Annotated in this window: 22 protein-coding genes and 2 pseudogenes; 19 read left to right on the top strand and 5 right to left on the bottom strand. The window is 40.8% G+C overall.

Annotation, left to right across the window (positions count from 1 at the left end):
• Window positions 1-5: 5 nt before the first annotated feature.
• The 9 genes and pseudogenes from ACWPWY_RS18070 (at window position 6) to ACWPWY_RS18030 (ending at window position 8,224) form a co-directional block, all read left to right on the top strand.
• Window positions 6-1,196: a glycosyltransferase family 4 protein gene (locus ACWPWY_RS18070; protein WP_454193074.1), complete on the top strand. Its 1,191-nt coding sequence runs from the start codon at window positions 6-8 to the stop codon at window positions 1,194-1,196.
• Window positions 1,193-2,389: a glycosyltransferase family 4 protein gene (locus ACWPWY_RS18065; RefSeq protein WP_454193073.1), complete on the top strand. Its 1,197-nt coding sequence runs from the start codon at window positions 1,193-1,195 to the stop codon at window positions 2,387-2,389. Before ACWPWY_RS18070 ends, ACWPWY_RS18065 begins: the two co-directional genes overlap by 4 nt.
• Window positions 2,389-3,528: a glycosyltransferase gene (locus ACWPWY_RS18060; protein WP_454193072.1), complete on the top strand. Its 1,140-nt coding sequence runs from the start codon at window positions 2,389-2,391 to the stop codon at window positions 3,526-3,528. The genes ACWPWY_RS18065 and ACWPWY_RS18060 overlap by 1 nt, the downstream gene beginning before the upstream one ends.
• Window positions 3,529-3,570: 42 nt before the next feature.
• Window positions 3,571-4,752, top strand: coding sequence for a nucleotidyltransferase domain-containing protein (locus tag ACWPWY_RS18055; protein ID WP_454193071.1), 1,182 nt, complete (start codon window positions 3,571-3,573; stop codon window positions 4,750-4,752).
• Window positions 4,753-4,910: 158 nt separating this feature from the next.
• Complete coding sequence (locus ACWPWY_RS18050; RefSeq protein WP_454193070.1) at window positions 4,911-5,204, top strand: lasso peptide biosynthesis PqqD family chaperone; 294 nt, start codon at window positions 4,911-4,913, stop codon at window positions 5,202-5,204.
• A complete protein-coding gene (locus tag ACWPWY_RS18045; RefSeq protein WP_454193069.1) occupies window positions 5,204-5,686 on the top strand; it encodes a lasso peptide biosynthesis B2 protein in 483 nt (160 codons plus the stop codon). Before ACWPWY_RS18050 ends, ACWPWY_RS18045 begins: the two co-directional genes overlap by 1 nt.
• 29 nt (window positions 5,687-5,715) lie before the next feature.
• Window positions 5,716-7,521 carry an ABC transporter ATP-binding protein gene (locus ACWPWY_RS18040; RefSeq protein ID WP_454193068.1) on the top strand — a complete coding sequence of 602 codons (1,806 nt, stop codon included), beginning with the start codon at window positions 5,716-5,718 and terminating at the stop codon, window positions 7,519-7,521.
• A gap of 126 nt (window positions 7,522-7,647) precedes the next feature.
• Window positions 7,648-7,827 (top strand): annotated as a pseudogene (locus ACWPWY_RS18035) (cold-shock protein); the annotation flags it as partial.
• Between the two features lie 197 nt (window positions 7,828-8,024).
• A pseudogene (locus tag ACWPWY_RS18030) lies at window positions 8,025-8,224 on the top strand (cold-shock protein).
• Between the two features lie 293 nt (window positions 8,225-8,517).
• Here ACWPWY_RS18030 and ACWPWY_RS18025 read toward each other — a convergent pair.
• Complete coding sequence (locus ACWPWY_RS18025) at window positions 8,518-9,156, bottom strand: nitroreductase family protein (protein ID WP_454193067.1); 639 nt, start codon at window positions 9,154-9,156, stop codon at window positions 8,518-8,520.
• A 406-nt stretch (window positions 9,157-9,562) separates the two neighbouring features.
• Between ACWPWY_RS18025 and ACWPWY_RS18020 the strand changes: the two genes are divergently transcribed.
• The 3 genes from ACWPWY_RS18020 to ACWPWY_RS18010 all read left to right on the top strand — a co-directional run bounded on the left by ACWPWY_RS18020 (window position 9,563) and on the right by ACWPWY_RS18010 (window position 11,158).
• A complete protein-coding gene (locus ACWPWY_RS18020; RefSeq protein ID WP_160036789.1) occupies window positions 9,563-9,763 on the top strand; it encodes a cold-shock protein in 201 nt (66 codons plus the stop codon).
• 227 nt (window positions 9,764-9,990) lie between these two features.
• On the top strand, window positions 9,991-10,665 hold the full coding sequence (locus tag ACWPWY_RS18015; RefSeq protein WP_454193066.1) for a YdeI/OmpD-associated family protein: 675 nt from the start codon (window positions 9,991-9,993) through the stop codon (window positions 10,663-10,665).
• A gap of 292 nt (window positions 10,666-10,957) precedes the next feature.
• The gene (locus tag ACWPWY_RS18010) at window positions 10,958-11,158 is read left to right on the top strand and encodes a cold-shock protein (RefSeq protein ID WP_160036793.1); all 201 of its coding nucleotides are present in this window, start codon (window positions 10,958-10,960) and stop codon (window positions 11,156-11,158) included.
• A 178-nt stretch (window positions 11,159-11,336) separates the two neighbouring features.
• On the opposite strand, the gene ACWPWY_RS18005 is transcribed toward ACWPWY_RS18010, so the two are convergent.
• From ACWPWY_RS18005 to ACWPWY_RS17990, 4 genes are all read right to left on the bottom strand, one after another.
• Window positions 11,337-11,936: a TetR/AcrR family transcriptional regulator gene (locus ACWPWY_RS18005; protein WP_454193065.1), complete on the bottom strand. Its 600-nt coding sequence runs from the start codon at window positions 11,934-11,936 to the stop codon at window positions 11,337-11,339.
• 117 nt (window positions 11,937-12,053) lie between these two features.
• Window positions 12,054-13,265 carry an MFS transporter gene (locus ACWPWY_RS18000; protein ID WP_454193064.1) on the bottom strand — a complete coding sequence of 404 codons (1,212 nt, stop codon included), beginning with the start codon at window positions 13,263-13,265 and terminating at the stop codon, window positions 12,054-12,056.
• A gap of 201 nt (window positions 13,266-13,466) precedes the next feature.
• On the bottom strand, window positions 13,467-14,708 hold the full coding sequence (locus ACWPWY_RS17995; RefSeq protein WP_454193063.1) for an MFS transporter: 1,242 nt from the start codon (window positions 14,706-14,708) through the stop codon (window positions 13,467-13,469).
• A gap of 35 nt (window positions 14,709-14,743) precedes the next feature.
• Entirely contained in the window at window positions 14,744-15,919 is a 1,176-nt protein-coding gene (locus tag ACWPWY_RS17990; RefSeq protein WP_454193062.1) for a M20 metallopeptidase family protein, read from the bottom strand.
• A 619-nt stretch (window positions 15,920-16,538) separates the two neighbouring features.
• Between ACWPWY_RS17990 and ACWPWY_RS17985 the strand changes: the two genes are divergently transcribed.
• From ACWPWY_RS17985 to ACWPWY_RS17955, 7 genes are all read left to right on the top strand, one after another.
• On the top strand, window positions 16,539-19,325 hold the full coding sequence (locus ACWPWY_RS17985) for a glycoside hydrolase family 3 protein (RefSeq protein WP_454193061.1): 2,787 nt from the start codon (window positions 16,539-16,541) through the stop codon (window positions 19,323-19,325).
• A 310-nt stretch (window positions 19,326-19,635) separates the two neighbouring features.
• Window positions 19,636-19,836: a cold-shock protein gene (locus ACWPWY_RS17980; protein ID WP_191804286.1), complete on the top strand. Its 201-nt coding sequence runs from the start codon at window positions 19,636-19,638 to the stop codon at window positions 19,834-19,836.
• Between the two features lie 81 nt (window positions 19,837-19,917).
• Complete coding sequence (locus ACWPWY_RS17975; RefSeq protein ID WP_454193060.1) at window positions 19,918-20,130, top strand: cold-shock protein; 213 nt, start codon at window positions 19,918-19,920, stop codon at window positions 20,128-20,130.
• Between the two features lie 110 nt (window positions 20,131-20,240).
• A complete protein-coding gene (locus tag ACWPWY_RS17970) occupies window positions 20,241-20,465 on the top strand; it encodes a DNA-binding protein (RefSeq protein WP_454193059.1) in 225 nt (74 codons plus the stop codon).
• Between the two features lie 159 nt (window positions 20,466-20,624).
• Window positions 20,625-21,311, top strand: a complete 687-nt coding sequence (locus ACWPWY_RS17965; RefSeq protein WP_454193889.1) for a PspA/IM30 family protein — start codon at window positions 20,625-20,627, stop codon at window positions 21,309-21,311.
• 31 nt (window positions 21,312-21,342) lie between these two features.
• Window positions 21,343-22,374 carry a TFIIB-type zinc ribbon-containing protein gene (locus ACWPWY_RS17960; protein WP_454193058.1) on the top strand — a complete coding sequence of 344 codons (1,032 nt, stop codon included), beginning with the start codon at window positions 21,343-21,345 and terminating at the stop codon, window positions 22,372-22,374.
• Window positions 22,371-23,165, top strand: a complete 795-nt coding sequence (locus ACWPWY_RS17955) for a TPM domain-containing protein (RefSeq protein WP_454193057.1) — start codon at window positions 22,371-22,373, stop codon at window positions 23,163-23,165. Before ACWPWY_RS17960 ends, ACWPWY_RS17955 begins: the two co-directional genes overlap by 4 nt.
• The last annotated feature ends 14 nt before the right edge of the window (window positions 23,166-23,179 follow it).

The following is a 23,179-nucleotide window of genomic DNA, read 5'->3' as shown; positions in this document are numbered from 1 at the left end:
TAATCATGAATGTATTGTCTACTGGAATGGGCTGGATAGATATCCAGTACGGAGGGCTGAACCGTTATTTTGCTGATTACTCTAGTGCCATGAAAGAACATGGACATTCTGAACTTGGCTTCATCGTTGCACCACATGGATCCCAAATAAGTACTGATCTCAATATCAAAAATGTTACACATGAAATGGAGATAAATCATTATCTACCTCGAATGAAATTAATTAAAAAGCATACAAATCAAGCTGTGAGATCCTTTCAGCCAGATGTGTTCAATCCCCACTTTGCATTCTATACAACGATGGTCACTAGGAAAGAGATTCCACCCCATATCCCAATCATTACACACTTTCATGGCCCTTGGGCGTTGGAAACAGAGGTACAACAGACAAATACAGCGATAAACGCCATAAAAGAAGCTAAATTCTGGTTGAAAAAACAAGTAGAGCAACTAACCTACCGCCGTTCCGATAGCTTTATCGTACTCAGTGAGTATTTTAGGGATGTATTGGCCGAAACCTATGGTGTCGATGAGAGAAAAATACATATCATACCCGGCGCGGTCGATCACAACCGATTTCGACCCCATCCGAATCGCAATGAATTGAGATTGCAATTAGGTATCGTTCCGAATCAACCGGTGCTCTTCTGCATCAGAAGACTAGTTCGCAGAATGGGTATCGATCGTCTGATTCATGCGATGGCAGATGTCGTTCGTGCACATTCTGATGTCCGATTATTCATCGGTGGAGATGGACCCATGCGGGCTGAATATGAGGAGCTCATTCGTCAGCTTGGTCTTTCTTCTCATGTTAAATTGCTTGGGAGGATTTCGAACGAGGAGCTCGTTCAGTACTACCAAGCTGCCGATATTAGCTTGGTTCCAACACTCACGCTAGAGGGGTTTGGCCTTATTACTGTTGAGTCACTTGCTTGTGGCACCCCAGTGCTGGGTACGCCTTATGGAGGAACGAAAGAGATATTACATCAGGTATCGGACGAATTGATGTTCAAAGATGGAACCTCTGAATCGATAAGCAAGAAGATTATTGATGTTCTGAATAAGGATTCCTTCCTTCCTTCACGGGAAGCGTGCAGAGAACATGTATTGAATCGGTATACATGGAGTAGAGTGGCAGAATCTGTTACTGAAGTCTTTACAGAAGAAGTTGAAAAAAGAAAGGTATTCAGAAAATGAAAATAGCCTTTTATAATCATACAAGCATGGTTAGTGGAGCGGAGATCAGTCTTTTGCTCACCGCAAAAAATTTAACGGAAGCACATCCAATTATCTTTGCCCCGGAGGGGGAGCTGCTGCAGAAGGCACAGAGTGAAGGGATCGAAGTTGTTGCTCTGCCTAGTTACCGAGCGCGGATGACCAAAAATCCGTTTCTCCTTGTCATCTATATGATGGGGATGTTATGGGCAGGATGGAAGCTTGCTCTTCTAATGAGAAAAAGTCAGGTGGACCTCATTCATGCCAATTCCATAAGAGCTGGCATGATGGCTGGATTATTCAGGTGGTACCACCGCCTTCCTGTTGTATGGCATGTTCGAGATATGCCACCTCAAGGTATTATTGGGAAACTTATCAAACGACTTGCAGGGAGTACCGCTCAAGCAATCATTGGAATCTCTGAGTCTGTTATTCAAGGGATCGAACATCCTTCTCTGGCTGAACGGTGTTACCTTGTGCATAACGGTGTAGAACTTAAGAGTTATACGAGTGAGGAGAAACAAATCATTAAAGCGAGTATCCGTTCAGAATTAACAACACCGCAGGAGGCACAAGTGCTAGCCATTATCGGTCAAATCGCTCCATGGAAAAGGCAAGAAGATGCCATAGAATCATTCGCGAGTCTTGTTCGTGAGGACCGAAACGTTGTTTTATGGATCATAGGTGAGGCCAAGTTCAGGGAAGAGAATGAACGTTATCTGGGTAGTTTACAAGAGAAGGTTACAGCTTTGGGCCTTGAAGATAAAGTGAAATTTACAGGATTTAGAGAAGATGTATTGGAGATCTGCTGTGCTGCAGATCTCCTTTTATTATGTTCAGATCATGAACCTTTCGGCCGAGTCATTATTGAAGCCATGTCCCAAGGAACTCCTGTAATAGGGACAAGAGGCGGGGGCGTACCTGAGATCATTGAACATGGAATGAGCGGGTTCATATATGAAATTGGAAATACGGATGAACTGACACATTACATCCGTCAGGTACTAGATGATCAGGGTATATGGTCTTCATTCAGTCACAACGGACAGGAACGAGCAAAGGAGATGTTCTCCATTACGCAAACATCTCAGAAAGTTGAACGAATCTACAAGAAGCTATTGACGAGACCTGGCATCGAATTAATAGAGCGTCAGCGGGAAAAGGAGATCGTATAATGCGAAAGCTGAAAGTAGCCATTGTACATGATTATTTGAACCAGATGGGGGGCGCGGAGCGGGTCGTTGCAGTATTCCACAAAATGTTCCCTGAAGCCCCTATTTATACAACGATTGTAGATCGAGATAAATTGCTTGCAGAATTGGAAGATGCCGATATCAGGACAACTTGGATGCAGCGCATACCCGGAATACTAAGCAAATTTAAGTTGTTTTTCTGGCTATACCCTTTTGCAGTACGGAGTATGAATGTAAAAGGGTATGATTTGATACTCAGTTCTAGCAGTGCTTATGCAAAAGGTGCACGAAAAGGACGCCAAGGCACCCATGTATGCTATTGCCATGCACCTATGCGTTTTGCGTGGGATTTCGAATCCTATATGGATAGCGTGCAAGTGCCGAATCTCGTGAAACGGATTGCAAAATGGTTCACTTATCCTCTTCAGGTATGGGATAAGAAGAACTCTAAGCAGGTGGATTGCCTCATTGCCAACTCTAGTATCGTAAAACAAAGGATCGGACAATGGTATGGAATGAATGCGTCAATTATATTCCCTCCGGTAGAAATTAGTCGGTTTAGCATCGATGAAGAGAACTCAGAGGATTATTTCCTTGTTGTCTCCAGATTAGTATCTTACAAAAAAATTGATCTTGCCGTAGAAGCCTGCACCCATCTAGGTAGGCGGTTGCTCATTGTGGGAGATGGACCGGATCGGCAAAGACTTGAGCAGCTAGCTGGTGATACGGTTACTTTTCTTGGGAGAAAAAGTGATGAAGATGTCGTTCGCTATATGCAGCGTTGCAGAGCGCTAATCTTTCCCGGTATTGAAGATTTTGGAATAACGCCACTTGAAGTGAATGCATGTGGTCGGCCAATCATTGCCTACCATGAGGGAGGGGCTCTCGACACGGTCGTATCAGAAAAAACAGGACTATTCTTTGAGGAACAGTCGGTAGATTCATTGTCTGCAGTAATTGGAAGCTTTGATCAATATGAATGGAAACCAAAATCGATTCGTCAGCATGCTGAGAAATTCAGTGAGGATATATTTATAACACGGTTGCAGTCTAGTATTGATGGCCAGCTCAGAGCAAGAAAAAACGAATCAAAGCTTATGGAAGTGAAAGGTAATTATTAACTTTAAGCTCGTTACAATTTTACGATTAAGGAGGTGGAGTCATTGATACTAGAAGATGCGAATAAGCTTGACTTGAATGACATTTCGAAAGAGTTGTCCTTTTTACTATTTATTTTGTGTGACCATGATCAAGATGAGGTGCACATTCAGCAGTATACAGCGGACTTAGACTGGAAACTGTTTATAAAGCTCGTTATACATCACCGAGTGCATCCTCTTGTGCATTTGAAATTGAAAGGACTCAGCTCTTCTATTATTCCAGCTCAAGTTAAGGAAACACTCCATGTCGAGTACCATAAGAACACTATGAAAATGCTACATCTTAGCCGGGAAATGAGTCATATTTGCGAAGCCTTGAAGGACAGTGGAGTACGTAATCTTTTGCTTAAGGGACCTATTTTGGCTACCCAGCTTTATGGGGACTTAGCACATAGAACATCTAAAGATCTAGATATACTCGTTGCTGAGGATGAAGTGGAGAAGGCAGGCGAGATACTTGTACAGCTTGGTTATGAATTAATGGATGAGCATGTTTTGAGTAATTGGAAGAAGAAAACGCACCATCTTTCCTTCGAGCATACAAAACATGCCACACAAATTGAAATTCACTGGCGTTTAAACCCTCATTACAGTAAGTCATACTCCTTCGATAAATTGTGGGAACGAAAGAATGACGTGAGTCTGTCGAATCATACCTTTCACTATTTAGGGAATGAGGATTTACTCTACTACCTTACAGACCATGGAGCTAGACACGGTTGGTTTCGACTACGCTGGTTGATGGATATCGAACGGTTGCTTCCTCAAATAAACATCAAGGATATGAAACAACATTTTGAGCAGTATGGTGGTCAGCAGTACACAGGACAGGCCTTTATCCTGTTAGCGCTTCTCTTCTCAACAAAGATTCCTCGTGAATTGGAAAGTGTAACGATCAGTTCGAGGTCGCATCGACTAGCAGGTATGGCACTCCACTACATTAAAAGAATCGTAAGATTGAACCCGGTACCAGAAAAAAGTGTGGCTTTGCACTATAACCGCTATCTTTTTTCATTAATGTCGGGACAACAAAAAATAACTTATCTATTAAATAAGTTTCAGCCTAGTTCACAGGATGCGCTGATGTTGCCGTTGCCTAAACAGCTTTATTTTCTTTATTTTCCTCTGAGACCTTTCCTATGGGTCCGAAGATATTTCAAAAGAACAGCTGACTTAAAAGGATAAGAGATATCGCAGTGAATTGCTATCTTTGTTATTCATCATCCGATCCTGCAGTAGCTCCCACGACCCCATACTTCACATAAATCATATATACAAAATGGGACACCATTGCTATAATCGATACAAAATGTATCATTTATTTCTAAGGGAGGCTCTTTTCCATGAGCGTTGAATTCATTACAGCGGACGATCTTATCGTACAATCCGAAGGTTTCTTGGTTAGTGATATGGATGGCGAAAAGGTGATGCTGAGCATCGAGAACGGTAAGTATTATAATTTGGGTCTGATCGGCGGCCGAATCTGGGAATTGGCTTCTTCTCCAGTGACCATCGCTGGCATGGTTGAGCAACTAGTAACCGAGTATGAGATCGAACCCGAGGTGTGCGAGCAGCAAGTACATACATTTCTGAAGCAGCTTATCTCTGAGGGGCTTGTGCAGGTGAAACAGCAGTAATGCGTCTCTATACAAAAGCACGCAAGTTTATGTCATATCCATTAGATATGAAGCGGATGTTCTTTGAGGCTTATTTTTACCTTGCCTGGGGGAGGGTGTTTAAGCTGCTTCCCTTTTCCAAGGTAGCTCCCTCTTTAGGGGAGCATATGAAGGAAACCCCTTCTACAGGCTATACGGAACAGGACCTTTTGCTATTGCGTAAGATCTCCAGGACAGTCCATGTAATGAGCCGTCTTACTTTATGGGAGAGTCAGTGTTTGGTTAAGGCGGTCGCTGCGATGAAGATGCTTGAACGAAGAGGGATACCAAGCACGCTCTATCTGGGGAGTGGCAGGGATGAGAAGGGGCAAATGGCTGCTCACGCTTGGCTACGCAGTGGTCCATATATTGTAACGGGTAAAGAAGGCCATGAAAGGTATGCTGTTGTAGGGATTTTCGGGAAGAGTGTAAAGGGAGAAATTTTATCGCCCATGAAGCGGTGATCCGTCATCCGCACAAGGAGTTATGTATATTGAAGGATCTATTTTATTTTATTCGTAAAATGCACCATTTCGCAGGTATGAAGTTATACATAAATATGTCCATGACATTGTTCATCAGTTTATTAGATGGTATAGGAATTTATTTGATCGTTCCTCTCCTCAGCATTATAGGTATATTTAACACCAATTTGGATGGGATACCGCTGATCTCCTTACTACAAGACTTCATCAATTCATGGTCATTTGAACTGAATTTACCGATGGTGCTGGCGCTATATGTCATGATTGTTGGGGGACAGGCACTGCTTCAGCGGAGTCAGACTTTATTGAATGCGAAGATTTTACAGGGCTTTATCCGTACACTTCGGGTGGAGACGTACCAGGGATTGCTGCAGGCGAAGTGGGAGTTTTTCTTACGGAGACGGAAGTCGGATTTTAATCATGTGATGTCTAATGAGCTCGGGCGTGTGAATTACGGAACATCTTTATTCTTGCAAATGATCACTTCCGTTCTGTTCACAATAATACAGATTGGTCTTGCTCTATGGTTGTCACCGATGTTAACAATTGTTGTTCTCATTAGTGGCGGGCTGCTTGCTCTATTCGGGCGTAGGTTTATTAAGAAATCAAAGCATATTGGGGAGCAGACAACAGAGCTGTCTAAGTATTACTTTGCGGGAATTAATGATCATTTCAATGGAATTAAGGATATCAAGAGCAATCGGTTAGAGCAGTCTCATATCCACTGGTTTAAAAATTTATCTCGAAGAATGGAAGATAACTTTATCCAATTTGGGAAGATGAATTCTTTGTCCCAGCTCATATATCGACTCTCCTCGGTTATACTGGTGGCGGGCTTCGTATATCTGGCGCTTGAGGTGTTTTATACGCCACCAGAGGAATTAATTGTAGTTATTCTCATTTTCTCACGTCTATGGCCAAGGTTTATTAGTATACAATCGAATACAGAGCAGCTTGCTTCTAATTTGCCTGCGTTTCGAGCTATGCGTAAGTTACAGATGGAATATGAGGTAGACCAGGAACTTGAAGATGTAACAGCTGGTATTAACCCCCATGGGTTCCGAATGAAATATGGAATTGAATGCCGGGATGTTGATTATCGGTATGATTCAACTTCATCTGTATATGCTTTAACGGATATTAATGTTCATATTCCTGCAAATCGCATGACAGCGATTGTAGGGAAATCCGGTGCTGGCAAGAGTACGCTTATCGATATGCTCATGGGGTTAATTCATCCGGAAAACGGGGAAGTCTTGATTGACGGGGTATCACTTCGGGATGATCAGCAACTTCTCGGACTGCGCGGAGCCATCGGTTACGTGGCACAGGATCCATTTCTTTTCAATGAGAGTATCCGGGACAACCTAAAGCTTGTTGCTCCTAATGCAGACGATGCTGAGCTATGGGAAGCCTTGAAGTTCTCTGCCTCGGATGAATTTATTCGTAAGTCTCCGCAAGGGTTAGACACGATTATCGGTGACCGTGGTATCCGCTTATCGGGTGGAGAACGTCAGCGGCTCGTTCTTGCAAGGGCTATCTTGAAGCGTCCATCAATTCTTGTATTAGATGAAGCAACCAGTGCGCTAGACAGTGAAAATGAACGACTTATCCAAGATGCGCTGGAGCTTCTTAAGGGAAGAATGACGATTATCGTTATTGCACACCGGCTATCCACGATCCGCAATGCCGATCAGGTCATCGTGATGGAAGAGGGCAACGTTATTCAACAAGGTGGATATCAGCAATTGTCTCAGGAAAGTAAAGGTACCTTCCGACAGTTGCTTAATTACCAGACTGGTGTTCAGGCGTAGTGATTAGCTAGCTTTATGAATCTGCCCAGGCAGCTGTTCCTTAAGATGGAGAGGACAGCTGCCTTTTTGTGTTATCCAAAATAGGATAACGATTATATTATCTTTTAAACTTCGTGCCTCAAATATAAAGGATTTGGCTTTATCGAGATCGAAGGCGGAAACGATGTGTTCGTACATTTCAGCACAATCGTTGGAGATGGCTACAAATCATTGGATGAAGGCGATCGCGTCGAGTTCAATGTCGTTGAAGGCAACTCAAACTTAGCAAAGTTCATAGACTTATCAGCATTTAATATGATTCCTTAGATATAGAATTATTATATTTTCTCATTAAGAGTAGCTTTTTAATTGGATCTATGCTATACTAAGTTTATTGAATTGTTGACCTGAAAATTCGCATAGCGTAGAGGGTTATTCTTCTAAGACAATAACCTTGTCCCCTATGTGTATTTTTATTTAAGGTAAGAATTTCATGTAAATTTAAAAATTAGGTGGTAATAACAATGGAAACAGGAACAGTAAAATGGTTTAACGCAGAAAAAGGATTTGGCTTTATCGAAGTTGAAGGCGGAGACGATGTATTCGTACATTTCAGCGCAATCACTGGAGACGGATTCAAATCTTTGGACGAAGGACAACGTGTTGAATTCAACATCGTTCAAGGCCACGTGGCGCACAAGCTGAAAATGTTGTAAAACTATAATATCAGCTTTAAAAAGCCCTAAACATTATGTTTAGGGCTTTTTTTATTTGAAATTACATATACGACTCTCCAGTGAAGGTATGGATGGGATCTGGGTGTAACTTAGATTTCTTCACAAAAACCCCGTTCCCTGAGTAAACAAGGAACGAGGTTTATATAAAGAACAGCTTTTTACAAACTCGCTACTGAATTTACGAAGATTCAGATAGATGAGCCGTTAAAGTCTGGGTTTATTGTTATCGGTTATTACCGTTCTAAAATCTACAACTGATAGATCTAGGTTATTGGTTAGATTATCTCCAAGTGGTTACCGTCTCAACAGGCAGGCGGTAGGATTCGAAGCCTTCGCTAGCTGCTTTGCCGATCGTAATGAGCATAATCGGTACATAACGATTTTTATCAAGGCCGAATACTTCAGCAATTTGATCCTTCTCATAACCACCAATCGCATTGGTGTCGTAACCGTGTGCACGTGCAACAAGCATAAGCTGCATGGAGACAAGACCTGCATCTAATACGTTGGTTTCTCTTAATGTTGTTTCAGGCATAACATCATAAAATTGCTTGATTGCATTCATCTGCCCCTCTTTCACTTCATTAGGCATATAGCCTAACTCAACAGCTTTTTCATAAATTTCTTCGATATAATCAAAGTTATCCATATCAGCAAAAACAGCGATTACCGCTGAAGAACTCATGACTTTATCTTTGTTGAATTTCGCAAGAGGACTAAGTGTTTCTTTTCCTTCTTCGCTATCGATAACTACAAAACGCCATGGTTGCAAATTGACGGATGAAGGAGCACGTGTGGCTTTCGCTATGATTTCTGACATTTCCTCACGGCTAATTTTTACGGTAGGGTCATAAGTTTTAATGGAACGGCGTCCCAGTGTAATTTCATTAAAGTCGTTTGTTTTCTGATTGTTATGCATAGTGTATTCCTTCTTTCGGTATGTTCATTTGGTTGATCCGTCAATTATTGACCCATCAATGTTTGATGTATCAATAATATAATACAACCAAACCAATAATGCAAATATCATAAAATGACATCACTAAAAAGAGCACTATAAATAAAGGGTTATCATAAGTTAGGAAGATCAGCAGGAGAACTATTTCAGTGAATGTCACGCTTTTATAGCGACAAAAACAATATAATTATATAAAAAGAGTAGCTTTTTATTTGGAGCTATGCTATAATAAGTTTATTGAAGTATTGACCTAGCGAATTCACATAGCGTAGAGGGTTGTTCTTTAAAAACAATAACCTTGTCCCCTATGTGTATTTTTATTAAGGTAAGAATTTCATGTAAATTTAAAAATTAGGTGGTAATAACAATGGAAACAGGAACAGTAAAATGGTTTAACGCAGAAAAAGGATTTGGCTTTATCGAAGTTGAAGGCGGAGACGATGTATTCGTACATTTCAGCGCAATCACTGGAGACGGATTCAAATCTTTGGACGAAGGACAACGTGTTGAATTCAACATCGTTCAAGGCCAACGTGGCGCACAAGCTGAAAATGTTGTAAAACTATAATATCAGCTTTAGAAAGCCCTAAACATTATGTTTAGGGCTTTTTTTATTTGCATTAAAAATCTATTTAAGTCTATATAGACGAGGTGGATCAGCTAATCTTATCGCTTTTAGATAGTACATGAATAGTAGTTAGAACATATGCCAAAACTTTTGAGAGAATGTTTGTCAACAAAAGTGACCTATGCTCGAATACAGGCATCATGATGAACGGAGGAGTTATCAAATATATGGCTAAATCCATCGTGGAAAAATTAAACTTACATAAATACAATGAAGTCGCTGTTTTGGATGCCCCAGAAGGCTCTAATTACTTAGCGGAATTAACGGGTTATGATACAGAGCTTAAAGATCATCATGCATATGATCTCATATTTGCTTTTGTACTGGATATGGATTCGTTAAAAGCTCTGGTAGATCGTGTGATTGCGAATCAGCATCTTCAGACAGGTGGATATCTCTTTGCAGCGTATCCTAAAAAGGGAAACAAAGTCTACCCCACATTTATTCATCGTGACGAATTGTTAGAAGGGCTTGGCAGTGATGAGAATGGTTACGTCGGGACAAGTAATATAAAGTTTGCGCGAATGGTGGGATTGGACTCCATCTTTACTGTAGTTGGACTCAAAGAAGATGCGAAGAACAAGCAGAAGGCTTCTTCCAAACCAAGCGGGTATGTAGATGATTATATTTCATATATACCAAGTGTAGAAAAGGATCTCTATGATACGCCGGATTTGCTTGCCTTCTACCAATCGTTAACCCCTGGGTATCGTAAAGATTGGGCGCGGTATATCTACAGTGCAAAACAAGAGGAAACGATAGAAAAACGGCGTGAAGAGATGAAAATGATCCTTCGCAAGGGTTATAAAAGTCGTGAACTATATCGCCGAGATCAATCATAAAGAAGCCCTATTAAGAATAAGCAATGGTACACTCATTTACATGGGACCATCGCTTATGGAAGCGAAGAAACGATTAGAAATAGCACCTATCTAAAATTTTTCCACATTATACCGGATTGAATGAGTAGCTAAATGTCCTCAGATGTGCTATAATAAGTTTATTGAAGTGATTGACCTAAGAAAATCCGCATAGCGTAGAGGGTTATTCTTCTAATAATAACCTTGTCCCCTATGTGTATTTTTATTAAAGGTAAGAATTTCATGTAAATTTAAAAATTAGGTGGTAATAACAATGGAAACAGGAACAGTAAAATGGTTTAACGCAGAAAAAGGATTTGGCTTTATCGAGGTTGAAGGCGGAAGCGACGTATTCGTACACTTCAGCGCAATCACTGGAGACGGGTTCAAATCTTTGGACGAAGGTCAACGTGTTGAATTCAACATCACACAAGGACAACGTGGTCCACAAGCTGAGAATGTTGTAAAACTGTAGTATCAAGTTTTCAAAAGTCCCAAACTTTAGGTTTGGGGCTTTTTTTATTTCTAACTTTTATTCGTACACCAAATGAGCCAAGCCATATATATAATGGCTTGGCTCATTTGGTGTTTATATGTTCTTCAGGGAACCATATACTTTGAAGCGTCAAAAGTTCCGCGCATGTCATCGTCACTTATTCCTTAACAAGGAACAACTGAATTAGCATTTCGTAAGAATAAATTAGCATCGTGTTCACATCAAAATCATAATCTGTCATTTCGGATTCAAAGGCATGATTAATAACCGAAGATAAAATGAAGATGAGTAGATCAACGGTTTGATCTTTACCCACTGGCGTAGGTGTATTCGGAATAGTAGGGCATTGAGGAATGAAGACCCCTTTTTCAACTCCCTCACGATAGATTTCTCGAACACATTCTCTTCGATTTTCACTAAACGCTCTAAATTTCTCCCAATCCTCCGGAAAATATTTCTTCAGTTCATTAAGATGTCTTTTGCGAAGCGTCTGGATGTTGTATAGATAAAAAACAGCGCGCAGTTTTTCGACATAATCATGTTTCTCATGAATGATCCGGTTCAGTTCCTCTCGGTCATTAGCGATAAACGAATCACAGATCGAGCTGATTAAATCATTTTTGTCTTTAAAATGGAGATAGATTGTTTTTTTGCTGATTCGCAAATTATCTGCCAGTTCATGCATCGTGAATTTACGAAATCCATACTCATCAATTAACTTTTTTCCTTCTTCGATAATTCGTTGTTCCGTATTCATATCAGCACCTCCTCTGTGAAGTTTATATACAGGAAATATAAATACCGAGATACCTTATTATACAGATTAAAGTCTCCGGTAAAAATGGTAAAAAACGCACATATATATAGATCCTACTTATTTATATGGTTCTGCTAAAGAATTAACCGTTTGTTTCAGGTTTATACAAAACGGAACAATACTTGCAGCGACCAAGCAAATACTCATTGCGATATAGGCAGTTACAAAGGAGCCGCCTGATTCAGTGACAAGATTGCCGATGATGATAGGTGCAATAATTCCTCCCATAAATGCTCCAATATTGATGACAGAGAAAGAGGAGCCGATGATCTGATTGGATACTAAGCGATACGGCAATACCATATAGGCTGTGAAGGCGAACATAAGTAAGATCGAAATGGCATACAAGAGTAGAACAGTGATAACAAAATGAGTCGAATAGATAAACCCGATTAGGCAGGCGGCAGCAGCCAAAGAAGAAAGAGTAATGAATGTTTTCTCCTTCTGTTTAAAATATTTTTTGATCAAAATGCCAGCCGCCATCGTAGCAACTGCCATAAGTATAGAATTACTCGTTAGTAGATATCCGATTTTTGTGTTGTCCATCATATGAAAGTTAGCTTTTAAGACGGATGGCAGCCAGGAGATGACTCCCGTAGCTACTAAGTTCGTAAATAACATGCCGAGTGCGATATAGAGCACATTTTTTTCTTTCCATGCATCAAAAAGAGATACAGACTTCTTGGATTGTGTTCTTTTCGGGGATTGCTCTTTTTCTTTCACAAGTATAAACATCATCAACCACAAGACAGTGTAAAAAACAGCGATTAACCAGTAAGCAACTCGCCAATTACTACCGATTATTTGAGTTCCGATAGTAAATGCGAGGACACCGCCAACTCCTGCTGTGGCAAGTGCTTTAGACTGAATAGAAGCATGATGTTCCCCGTCGAAATTTGTGCTTATAATTTTGGGAGTACCTGTTGTATAACTTGCATGCCCAAGACCAACGCCCATCCGCATCAGGGCCAGTGCAATTAATGAGCTGGATAGACTAAAGAAGATAGTAAACAGAATGAGGATAAACAATGTGGATAAAATGAATTTGCGATACCCGAATCGATCTACCAGCCACCCTCCTGGAATTGTAATTAACGTAAATCCGATATAGTAGACACTCAGAATAATTCCCGTTTGATTCGGCAACCAGTGGAATTGATCACCCAAGGCCATAACAGTCATCGAAATCATATTTTTATCCATAGAGACAAAACTGCCCATAATTAAAACCGTTATCGCAATTTTCCATTGTTCTTTTGTTAGTATCACGGTGTGCACCTCATATGCTGTAAACTTTATTGACCGTTCTATTAAGATCAGTCCTATTAAAAAAGCTAACTACAACCAACCAATGAAAATGGCAAAATCGTTGTAGTTAGCGTTATAGTTATCAATCTAGAAAAGGGAGGAGATGGGTTGTTTCTTCGGTATATACTTCAGTAAGCATTACTTCCGAACTGCTGGTTCTCTTTATTGGGAAGCGACAGATTCATATTTAGGTTTGGTTTTAGCTGCAAGGAAGTACAAACCGGCGCTTACACAAGAAAGTACAATGAGTACAGTTAAAACTAAGCCATAAGAATTATTAATTCCATATACAACTCCGCCAAATACGGCACTGAGTGCAGTACCTAAGGAGGAGAACATAGAAACCGTTCCGAAGATCGAACTGAAATCTTTTTCACCAAATAGGTAAGCAGTAATGTAAGATGGAGCAATCGTAAGTGCAGTTGCACCAAATCCGGTGAATGTTGCATAAAGAATACCTGGAATTTGCGCATCTGCATGTCTTAAGAACACAAAGCTGAGTAAGTTACAAATTCCTAAGAAGATGATCATAAGTGTTAATCCCATCTTGTCAAACATTCTGCCAACGAGCAGTTTGCCGACAATGACCATTGCCGATCCCAAAGATAATAAAAATGCGGCTCTTGACGAAGTAGCACCGATATCTGTCAAGAATGGAGCAAGGTTGATAATCATGGTATTAGCAACAATACCTGTTACTATAATGGCAGCGCACAAGATCCAGAAGGATGGTGTTCTTAATACATCTTTTTGGTTCATACCTGTTAACACTTGATTTTTATCTTTCGTAGGTGCTTGACCAAGTGGTGTCAAACCCATATCCGATGGGTGGAATCTGACAACAAATGCAGTCAGTGGAACGATAGTAACGACAATCATAATACCAATGATCAGGTAGGTTGTTCTCCAACCGACTGAACTAATTAAGGAACTTACGACTGGACTCAGAATAATACCGCCCAAGCCGCTACCTGACAAGGCAATACCGAGTGCTAATCCGCGTTTCTCATTAAACCAGTTCGTAATGAGTACGGAAGAGGGAACAATCGATCCTGCGATAAGTGAAATACCTTGAAGAACAGATAGAGCATAGAATACATAGATGTTACTTGCAAAAGAAAAACCAACAAATGATAGTGCACCTAGAAGGGTACATACCGTCATAAAAACTCGAATATTCACTTTTTTAAGTATTTTCCCCGCGATCGGAGCCGCTACTAAACCAACTAATGTAACGATGGTAAAGTATAGACTGAACTGAGATCTTTCAATCCCGAGCTCCTGTGATACAGGGTCTGTAAAAAAAGAGATTAAGTTAACAATGGGTGTGAAAAGGAATGTCATTGACATAAAGGCTGTGATTACAATCCACCAGCCATAGAACATTTTGTTGTTTTTAGCCATGAGTTGCACCTTCCCGAGTTAGATGTGGATAGTCTTTATTCTTGACCCAATAAATCCAAGATTAATTGAACTTCAACTTTTGTACCGTTAACCAATGCTTCTTCCATTACTCTAAATTTAGGATGGTGGTTCATATAACCGCATCCTTCCTCTTCTAAGCCGCCGCCTAATAACATGAAGCAGCCTGGAATAACTTTCGTATAAGCAGAGAAATCTTCACTTGCCATTAGCATAGGAGATTCATAGACTAGATCTTCTCCCAGAACTTTCGTAGCGGATTGATAAGCGAATTCAGCGAGTTCAGGCGTGCTGTATACAGCTGAATAACCACGAACATAATCAAGTTCAACCGTAGCACCGTGTGCAGCAGCTACATAATCAACGATTTCTCTAACACGTTTTTCCATAAGATTACGAATTTCTTCATTCGTCGTACGAATCGAACAGCTTAATGTAGCTGTATCCGCAATAATATTTGCAGCTTGGCCGCTGTGGAATTCACCAATGCTTAAGATCGCCATTTCACTTGCTGGAACATTACGAGATACAATACTTTGAAGCGCCATAACCATATGACTGCCGACTACAATGGGGTCAATCGACAATTCAGGTGTAGAAGCGTGAGATCCTTTGCCTTGGATTTTCAAGAAGAATCCATCAGCTGCAGTAGTGGTATAACCCGTTTTTACAATTCCAAGAGAGCCTGTTTTTAATCTTGGGATAATGTGAATACCGAAGATCTGATCTACGTCTTTAAGTACACCGGCATCTACGAGTTCTTGAGCACCGCCAGGCACTTGTTCTTCTGCGTGTTGGAAAATAAATTTAACGGTTCCGGCTAGTTTATCTTTCATACCCGATAGGACACTTGCTGCTCCAAGTAACATTGCAACATGAGTGTCATGTCCGCAAGCGTGCATTACACCGTCATTAACGGATTTAAAATCCACATTGGTTTCTTCTTGAATAGGTAAAGCATCCATATCTGCTCGAAGTGCAATCGTTTTTCCATCTCCTGCACTGCCGACTAAGGTAGCAACTACACTTGTTGGGGTAGGGCGTGTTAATTCAAGATTAGGAAAAGTGGATAACGTATCATAAATATATTGAGAAGTTTTAAATTCTTTAAAAGAGAGTTCAGGATGTTGATGAAGATGTTGTCTCCATTCCGAAATTTTCTCTACAGGTATTTGATCAAACCAGTTCATCATATTAAATATCTCCCTTCCAATTAAAAGAATAGTATTGTGAAATTATTCACACATTTCAATGAATTTGAAAATAGAAAAGCTGATTTTAGTAGAAAAAGATGTGAACGTTCTTTCTTGGGTACCAGCAACAAAGGACTGTTCTTGTTTATGAATCTAGCATATCACGAAACTAAAAAACTTTCTAGAGTTTCCTGGTGTTTAATTTGTGAACGTGAAAAAAGCATTCTTGCCGATTTTCGAGAGCATCCTCGTAAAAATAAGGAACTTAGAGGTGTTACAAACAGTTGTTATATTCACTTTCAGGGGACTTTTATTTAGACTGTTAGGCGCAGAAAACGTGCATTCATAAATAAATTAAATTTTTATTATTGTAAACTTTATCACTGATGGATACAGCATTTTCTGTCCTTCGGACCACGATTCAAAACAAGATGATTAGAACATAATGTAAAAAATAGAAGCTTTTAAATTCCAAGAAATCTGTTATTATAAAATCAGTAGACGCATTCAAAACAACATGCAAGCGCATACAACAGGAATGACGTGACTCTACATTCATACCTAATCACATCATTACATATTCCTATTACTAGAATAGGGCAGATCAGGAGGAAATCATTTGAGTTCACATCTTATTGGAGTTCCATTAGAAGGTTTTGCAGAATTCAGTAGAAAAGTTGCGGCAGAAGGTGCAGTTCTCTTAAAAAACGAAGGAATGGTTCTTCCTATACAGGTTTCCGAAAACGTTTCCGTTTTTGGTCGCACTCAGGTAAATTACTATCGAAGCGGTACAGGATCAGGCGGAAGTGTCAATGTCGTATACACGACAAATCTGCTAGATGGACTCCGAGCTAAGGAACAAATTACCGTTAATGAAGAACTGGCATCCGTATATGAGAAGTGGATTGAAGAGAATCCATTCGATAATGGTGGAGGAGGCTGGGCTGCAGAACCATGGCATCAACAAGAAATGCTCTTAACAGATGACTTGGTAGCTGCTGCAAGACAGAAATCAGCGAAAGCAATCATCGTCATTGGTCGTACGGCTGGTGAAGATCAAGATAATGCTGATGAACAAGGAAGTTATCAGCTGACTGGTGATGAAAAAGCAATGCTAGAGATCGTTACCAAACATTTTAAACAGACGATTGTGGTACTGAACGTATCCAATATCATTGATATGAGCTGGCTGAGTGAGGAGACTTTTGTGAATCCCGTATCAGGGGTGATTTACGCTTGGCAGGGCGGAATGGAAGGCGGAAATGCAATTGCGGACGTGCTTGTCGGTGATGTAACACCAAGCGGGAAGTTGACGGATACGATTGCCTACTCTATTGAAGATTATCCATCAACACAGAATTACGGCAATGAATTGAAAAACCTCTACGAAGAAGATATTTATGTAGGTTACCGCTACTTTGAAACGTTTTATCCGGATAAGGTTCAATTTGAATTTGGCTATGGTTTGTCTTATACCACTTTTCAGGTGAAGTCTGAAGAAGCTAAGCAGATCACAAAAGACGGATCGAAGTATATTCAGATTGAGGTGACTGTCACAAACACTGGAGATACTTATGCTGGTAAGGAGACGGTACAAGTCTACTATGAAGCGCCGCAAGGGAAGCTCGGCCAGCCGGCCAAAGCGCTCGCGGCCTTTGCTAAAACTAAAATGATTCAGCCGGGTGAATCCGAACGTTTGAGCCTGCAATTTTCTGTGAATTCGATGGCTTCGTATGATGACAGCGGGGTAACGGGATACCCATCTGCTTATGTTTTAGAAGAAGGAAGCTATCTATTTTATGTTGGAACAAGTGTAAAACAGGTAGAAAAAGTATCGGTGGATGGACAGAATGGTTACCTTATAGCGGAACTTACTGTCGTTGAACAGCTACAAGAAGCGATGGCGCCAACAGAAAAATTCAAAAGAATGATGCCGGGTGTTCGTAAAGAAAACGGTGTTTATGAATTGACAGAGGCGGAAGTTCCTACCCGTCAAATTTCTTTAGCAGATCGAATCAAAGCGAATCTTCCGAAAACATGGGATCAAACAGGAGATCAGGGTTACAAGCTGAGTGATGTGCATGAGCAGAAAGTCAGCATGGAAGCTTTTATAGCACAACTCAGTGATCAAGATTTAGCAGCTATTATTAGAGGCGAAGGTATGAGCAGCCCGTTAGTTACACCGGGAACAGCATCTGCTTTTGGCGGCGTAAGCGACAGTCTTCTTAGCTATGGTATTCCAGTCGGCTGTACATCTGACGGCCCTTCGGGTATCCGAATGGACAGTGGTCAGCAGGCCACTCAGGTTGCGATCGGAACATTGCTTGCAGCAACTTGGGATATTGAACTAGTGGAAGAATTATATGTTTTGGAAGGCAAAGAGCTGGTGCGAAACAATATCGATACTTTGCTTGGACCAGGACTTAATATTCGCCGTAGTCCGCTAAATGGACGTAACTTTGAATATTTCTCCGAAGATCCGCTGATCTCCGGCTTGTTTGCAGCTGCTTGTACCCGCGGAATTCGTAAGGGTGGTTCGCATGCAACGCTGAAACACTTTGCCTGCAACAACCAGGAGAAGTACCGTACAAAAGTTGATGCGGTCGTATCTGAGCGCGCTTTGCGAGAAATCTATCTAAAAGGATTCGAAATCGCAGTAAAAGAAGGCGGAGCGAATTCCATTATGACTTCGTATAATCCAATCAATGGACATTGGGCAGCATCCAATTACGATCTGAATACCTCGATTCTTCGCGGTGAGTGGGATTTTAAAGGGATTGTGATGACGGACTGGTGGGCTGTGATGAACGATGTCATAAACGGGGGACCGGCTGATCGTAAATATACAAATTACATGGCTCGCGCTCAAAATGATCTATATATGGTCGTTAATAATTACGGGGCTGAAACGAATGTCTTTGGCGACAACACGATAGAGTCACTTGAAAATGGTACCCTTACCCGCGGTGAGTTACAGCGCAATGCAATGAATATCTGCGGATTTTTGATGCAAGCACTTGTATTCTCTAGAGATCAAGTTACGGAGGAGAACATCCAGACATGTAAGGCAGATGCTGCTCTGCAAGCAGATGAAGCGCAAATCGTAGGGCAAGAGGAGCAGGTAAAAGTGGTTCCATCGGGCTCGACAATTATGAAAGTGAATGAGTCAGGCGTATATCGTATGTTTGCCGGCCTGATGTCTCCGGGTGGAGAGCTGTCACAAAGTGCGTGTAATCTCATTCTGAATGACCAAGTGGTAACAACCATTCAGACCAACGGTACAGAAGGCAAATGGATCAAGCTGAAACAAACGAAAGTAGAGCTAAAAGCAGGGCTTTATGAAATGAAGTTTGAACATATTAAGCCTGGCATGCATATCGACTGGATTGAATTTAAGCGGGTATAATCAGCGAAAACAATTCTTTTTTTAACGAAAAAGTCTGTAGATAGGTCTTCCTAGAACAAAGAGGATCTCTACAGACTTTTTGCTATTATAGATGAAGAAAGGAGTCAGGCTGGCTCTCTTCCATTTTATACATTTATAATATATGTGGCTAAATGTTCGGAGATATGCTATACTAAGTTTATTGAAGTATTGACCTAACGAATCCACATAGCGTAGAGGGTTATTCTTTAATAATAACCTTGTACCCTATGTGTATTTTTATTTTAAGGTAAGAATTTCATGTAAATTTAAAAATTAGGTGGTAATAACAATGGAAACAGGAACAGTAAAATGGTTTAACGCAGAAAAAGGATTTGGCTTCATCGAGGTTGAAGGCGGAAGCGACGTATTCGTACACTTCAGCGCAATCACTGGAGACGGATTTAAATCTTTGGACGAAGGACAACGTGTTGAATTCAACATCGTTCAAGGCCAACGCGGTGCACAAGCTGAAAATGTTGTAAAACTCTAATTTAGAGTCTTATGCCTCAAACGTATCGTTTGGGGCATTTTTATTTATATAGCCTATTCAGATACAGAAAGAGGGATGCGAATGTACAATTCTCGAAGAAAACCAATGGAAGATGTACCGATGGAGTTAACGGCAATATGGTCTTGTTCAAACGACGGATGCAAAGGATGGATGAGAGATAACTTCGTGTTCTCCGTGGTTCCCGTATGCCCTCAGTGTCAGTCTAGCATGGTGAAAAATGAAAAAATGCTTGCAACAGTGACGAACACGAGTCCTAACCAGAATAAAAAATAAAGAAAAGAGAGTTATGCTCTCTATTCCTCTATAAAGGCACCGATTTTACTTGCTTCGGTGCTCTTTTTTTTTATTTGCGTAGTCAGTCGAATAAGAAAGGGATGAATTATATGCAGTTGTTTCAAGATTATAATTTAAAAGTGAAGAAGACATTTAACGCAACGAACACCGAAGAGGTACTTACCGTATCTGAGGCGGGAAATATACTGGGTTTATCTAAAGACCAAATGAAACTATATGTAGATAAAAATAAATTAACCAAAGTCCCGATTAATAGAAGTGTACATCGATATCTTTTACTAAAAGAAGAAATTGATAAAATAGTTAAAACGTAATGAACACCAACGATATGGTGTTTTTTTTATTGGGTAAAATATTAAGATGACAGTAAAAAAGGATGGGTATCTTCAGTGAACTTATTTATGAGACTGAAACCTTCGTATCCTTCTTTATGTATTATAGAGTAAAGATTCTTTCCAAAGGAGGAGAGTTCCATCGGTATTCTTTCTAGATTCAGAGACATTATGAAAGCGAATATGAATGAGTTGGTTAGCAAAGCAGAAGATCCAGGGATAATAATGAATAACTATATGAAGCAACTGAACATGGACATAGGTAAAGTGAAATCAGAGACTGCTTTGGTAGCAGCGGAAGAACGAAGAGCGAAGAGAGCACTGGATGAGGTCAAAGCAGAAGTCAGTAAACTACAGCGATATGCGGAGAAAGCAGTGGAATCCGGAAATGAGGAGCAAGCTTTGCAGTTTCTGGATCGGAAGATAGCACAAGCGGAGAAATTAGGTGAACTGAAAACGGCGTATGAACGTGCTTCTTCTAACAAGAAAAGTATGAAGCAAATGCAAGATAAACTGAGTTCTGATCTTACTATTCTTGAAGAACGTCGTGCAGAATTAAACGGGAAGATAGCCGCTACGGCTGCCCAGCAGAAAATAAATGCGATGGGTTCAAATGCGGATGTTAGCGGTTCGGTGTTCGATGTAATCGAAGAAAAGGTTAATAAAGCCTATAATGAAGCTATGGCTATAGCTGAACTCAGAGAGCAGCCAAAGGACGATCTCGATGATCTTATTGCTCAGTTAGAGAGGGAGAACAATCAGAGTCCGGATCGGAATGCAGAAGAGGAGCTTGCCGCAATGAAAGAAAGACTCAACAACAAGAAGTGATAAATTCTTGGGTGGATAGTGAGGTGAACATATGCCAGTCATAGAATATAAATGTCCGAACTGCGGAAGCAGCATGGTTTTTGATAGTGAGACAGGGAAGCTGCATTGCCCGAGTTGTGGCCGTAACGATAATATTGAGGAAATCCCTGATCCTTTAACCAGAAATGTGTTTACCGAAAATGAAGTGAACGAATACCACTGTACCAGTTGCGGTGCGGTCATCATGACAGAGGCAGAAACAACAGCTACGGTATGCAGTTTTTGTGGTTCCTCTGTTGTGCTTGGCGACCGGCTCACGGGAGAGCTGGCCCCGGCCAAGATCATTCCATTTTCAATCAGCAAAGAAGAAGCAATGCAAGCTTTTCGAAAATGGTGCCGGAATGGACTGCTTACGCCCAGTGATTTTATGACAGCGGACCGAATTAAAGGAATGACAGGAATCTACGTACCGTTCTGGTTATATGGATTACATAATCACATTGAAGTACATGGACTAGGTACGAAAGTGAGAAGTTATACAAGAGGGGATTATCATTATACGGAAACGATGCATTTTGAGGTATACCGTAAAATCCGGCTCAATTATGATAATGTGCCGATTGATGCAGCAGAGAAAATGAATGATGAACTGATGGATAAGCTCGAACCCTTCCCATACGGTCAGCTAAAAAGCTTTAAATCCCCATATCTTGCTGGTTTTATTGCCGAAAAATATAGCTATGACGAATCAGCGTTGCTGCCCCGGGCGAAAGAGAAGATTCGAAAGTATATCGATTCTTACATTCAGTCTTCAGCTTCTGGTTATGCTACCCTGAACTTCACGGATAAGCAGATTGATACCACCTTAGCGCGTGCGGATTATGTGCTGCTTCCTGTCTGGATGGTGCAATATGATTATAAAAAAGCTGAGCATACGTTTGCGATGAACGGACAGACGGGTAAAGTGGTAGGGAAACCTCCCATTAGCAAAGGAAAAGTAGGTGCTTGGTTTGCAGGAATCTCTGGCATTTCATTTCTAACACTGAAGCTGATTTCCTGGATGATGGGAGGAGGATTTTGGTGAAAAAGATGAAAGCCATCCTGACTACTCTTCTACTCATTGCTTTTATTCTTGTTATTATTCCTTTGGACCTGGCAGGAGCAGCCGAATCGAATTCTACCGTCGCCGATAAACAGTTAATCTACGATGAAGCCGCGTTATTAACTCAGGAACAGGTAGATCGCTTAAATGCCATGGCGAACGAGTATGGGGCTGAGCGAAACACGGATATAATTATTTATACAACATTGAATGAAGAAGATATAGATGTTGAGGTTTTGACGGAAGATTTCTATGATGAGCATGCTCCCGGATATGACCGGCCACATGGAAATGCCGTTATTTTGACACTGGATATGAAAAATAGACACATAAATCTCGCTGGGTTCTATAAAGGGCTAGATTATCTTAATGACAGCAGGCTTGATCAAATACGAAACAAGATTAGTCCTGACATAAGCTATGGTAACTATGAACTTGCATTTGAGAATTATATTCTAACAGTCCACGAGTTTATGGAACATCGCCCAGGCGTTTTATTTAATATTTGGTTTCAATTGTCCGTCTCTCTAGGGATCGGTGCTCTAGTCGTCGGGATTATGGCTTATCGATCTGGTGGACGTATCACGGTAAACCGGCAGACGTATGAGGATGCAAGTACATCAGGCATATTGGATCGTCAAGATCGGTATCTGAGAACAACGGTAACCAAACGCAAGATTGAACGAAATAATAACGGCGGTCCTGGTGGGGGCGGCGGTGGAGGAGTCAGCAAGGGCGGCCACTCGCATAGCGGAAGCAGAGGATCGTTTTAAACGGAAGGGATGAG

It is taken from the genome of Paenibacillus sp. Marseille-Q7038 (assembly GCF_965111595.1).
The sequence above is the reverse complement of the archived record's forward strand: the minus strand, read 5'-3'. Positions and strand labels throughout refer to the sequence as shown.

Excerpts from the sequence above, each read along its gene's own strand:
- ACWPWY_RS18070 (WP_454193074.1), top strand. The coding sequence starts at position 6 with ATGAATGTATTGTCTACTGGAATGGGCTGGATAGATATCCAGTACGGA.
- ACWPWY_RS18065 (WP_454193073.1), top strand. The coding sequence starts at position 1,193 with ATGAAAATAGCCTTTTATAATCATACAAGCATGGTTAGTGGAGCGGAG.
- ACWPWY_RS18060 (WP_454193072.1), top strand. The coding sequence starts at position 2,389 with ATGCGAAAGCTGAAAGTAGCCATTGTACATGATTATTTGAACCAGATG.
- ACWPWY_RS18050 (WP_454193070.1), top strand. The coding sequence starts at position 4,911 with ATGAGCGTTGAATTCATTACAGCGGACGATCTTATCGTACAATCCGAA.
- ACWPWY_RS18045 (WP_454193069.1), top strand. The coding sequence starts at position 5,204 with ATGCGTCTCTATACAAAAGCACGCAAGTTTATGTCATATCCATTAGAT.
- ACWPWY_RS18025 (WP_454193067.1), bottom strand. The coding sequence starts at position 9,156 with ATGCATAACAATCAGAAAACAAACGACTTTAATGAAATTACACTGGGA.
- ACWPWY_RS18020 (WP_160036789.1), top strand. The coding sequence starts at position 9,563 with ATGGAAACAGGAACAGTAAAATGGTTTAACGCAGAAAAAGGATTTGGC.
- ACWPWY_RS18015 (WP_454193066.1), top strand. The coding sequence starts at position 9,991 with ATGGCTAAATCCATCGTGGAAAAATTAAACTTACATAAATACAATGAA.
- ACWPWY_RS18010 (WP_160036793.1), top strand. The coding sequence starts at position 10,958 with ATGGAAACAGGAACAGTAAAATGGTTTAACGCAGAAAAAGGATTTGGC.
- ACWPWY_RS18005 (WP_454193065.1), bottom strand. The coding sequence starts at position 11,936 with ATGAATACGGAACAACGAATTATCGAAGAAGGAAAAAAGTTAATTGAT.
- ACWPWY_RS17995 (WP_454193063.1), bottom strand. The coding sequence starts at position 14,708 with ATGGCTAAAAACAACAAAATGTTCTATGGCTGGTGGATTGTAATCACA.
- ACWPWY_RS17990 (WP_454193062.1), bottom strand. The coding sequence starts at position 15,919 with ATGATGAACTGGTTTGATCAAATACCTGTAGAGAAAATTTCGGAATGG.
- ACWPWY_RS17980 (WP_191804286.1), top strand. The coding sequence starts at position 19,636 with ATGGAAACAGGAACAGTAAAATGGTTTAACGCAGAAAAAGGATTTGGC.
- ACWPWY_RS17975 (WP_454193060.1), top strand. The coding sequence starts at position 19,918 with ATGTACAATTCTCGAAGAAAACCAATGGAAGATGTACCGATGGAGTTA.
- ACWPWY_RS17970 (WP_454193059.1), top strand. The coding sequence starts at position 20,241 with ATGCAGTTGTTTCAAGATTATAATTTAAAAGTGAAGAAGACATTTAAC.
- ACWPWY_RS17960 (WP_454193058.1), top strand. The coding sequence starts at position 21,343 with ATGCCAGTCATAGAATATAAATGTCCGAACTGCGGAAGCAGCATGGTT.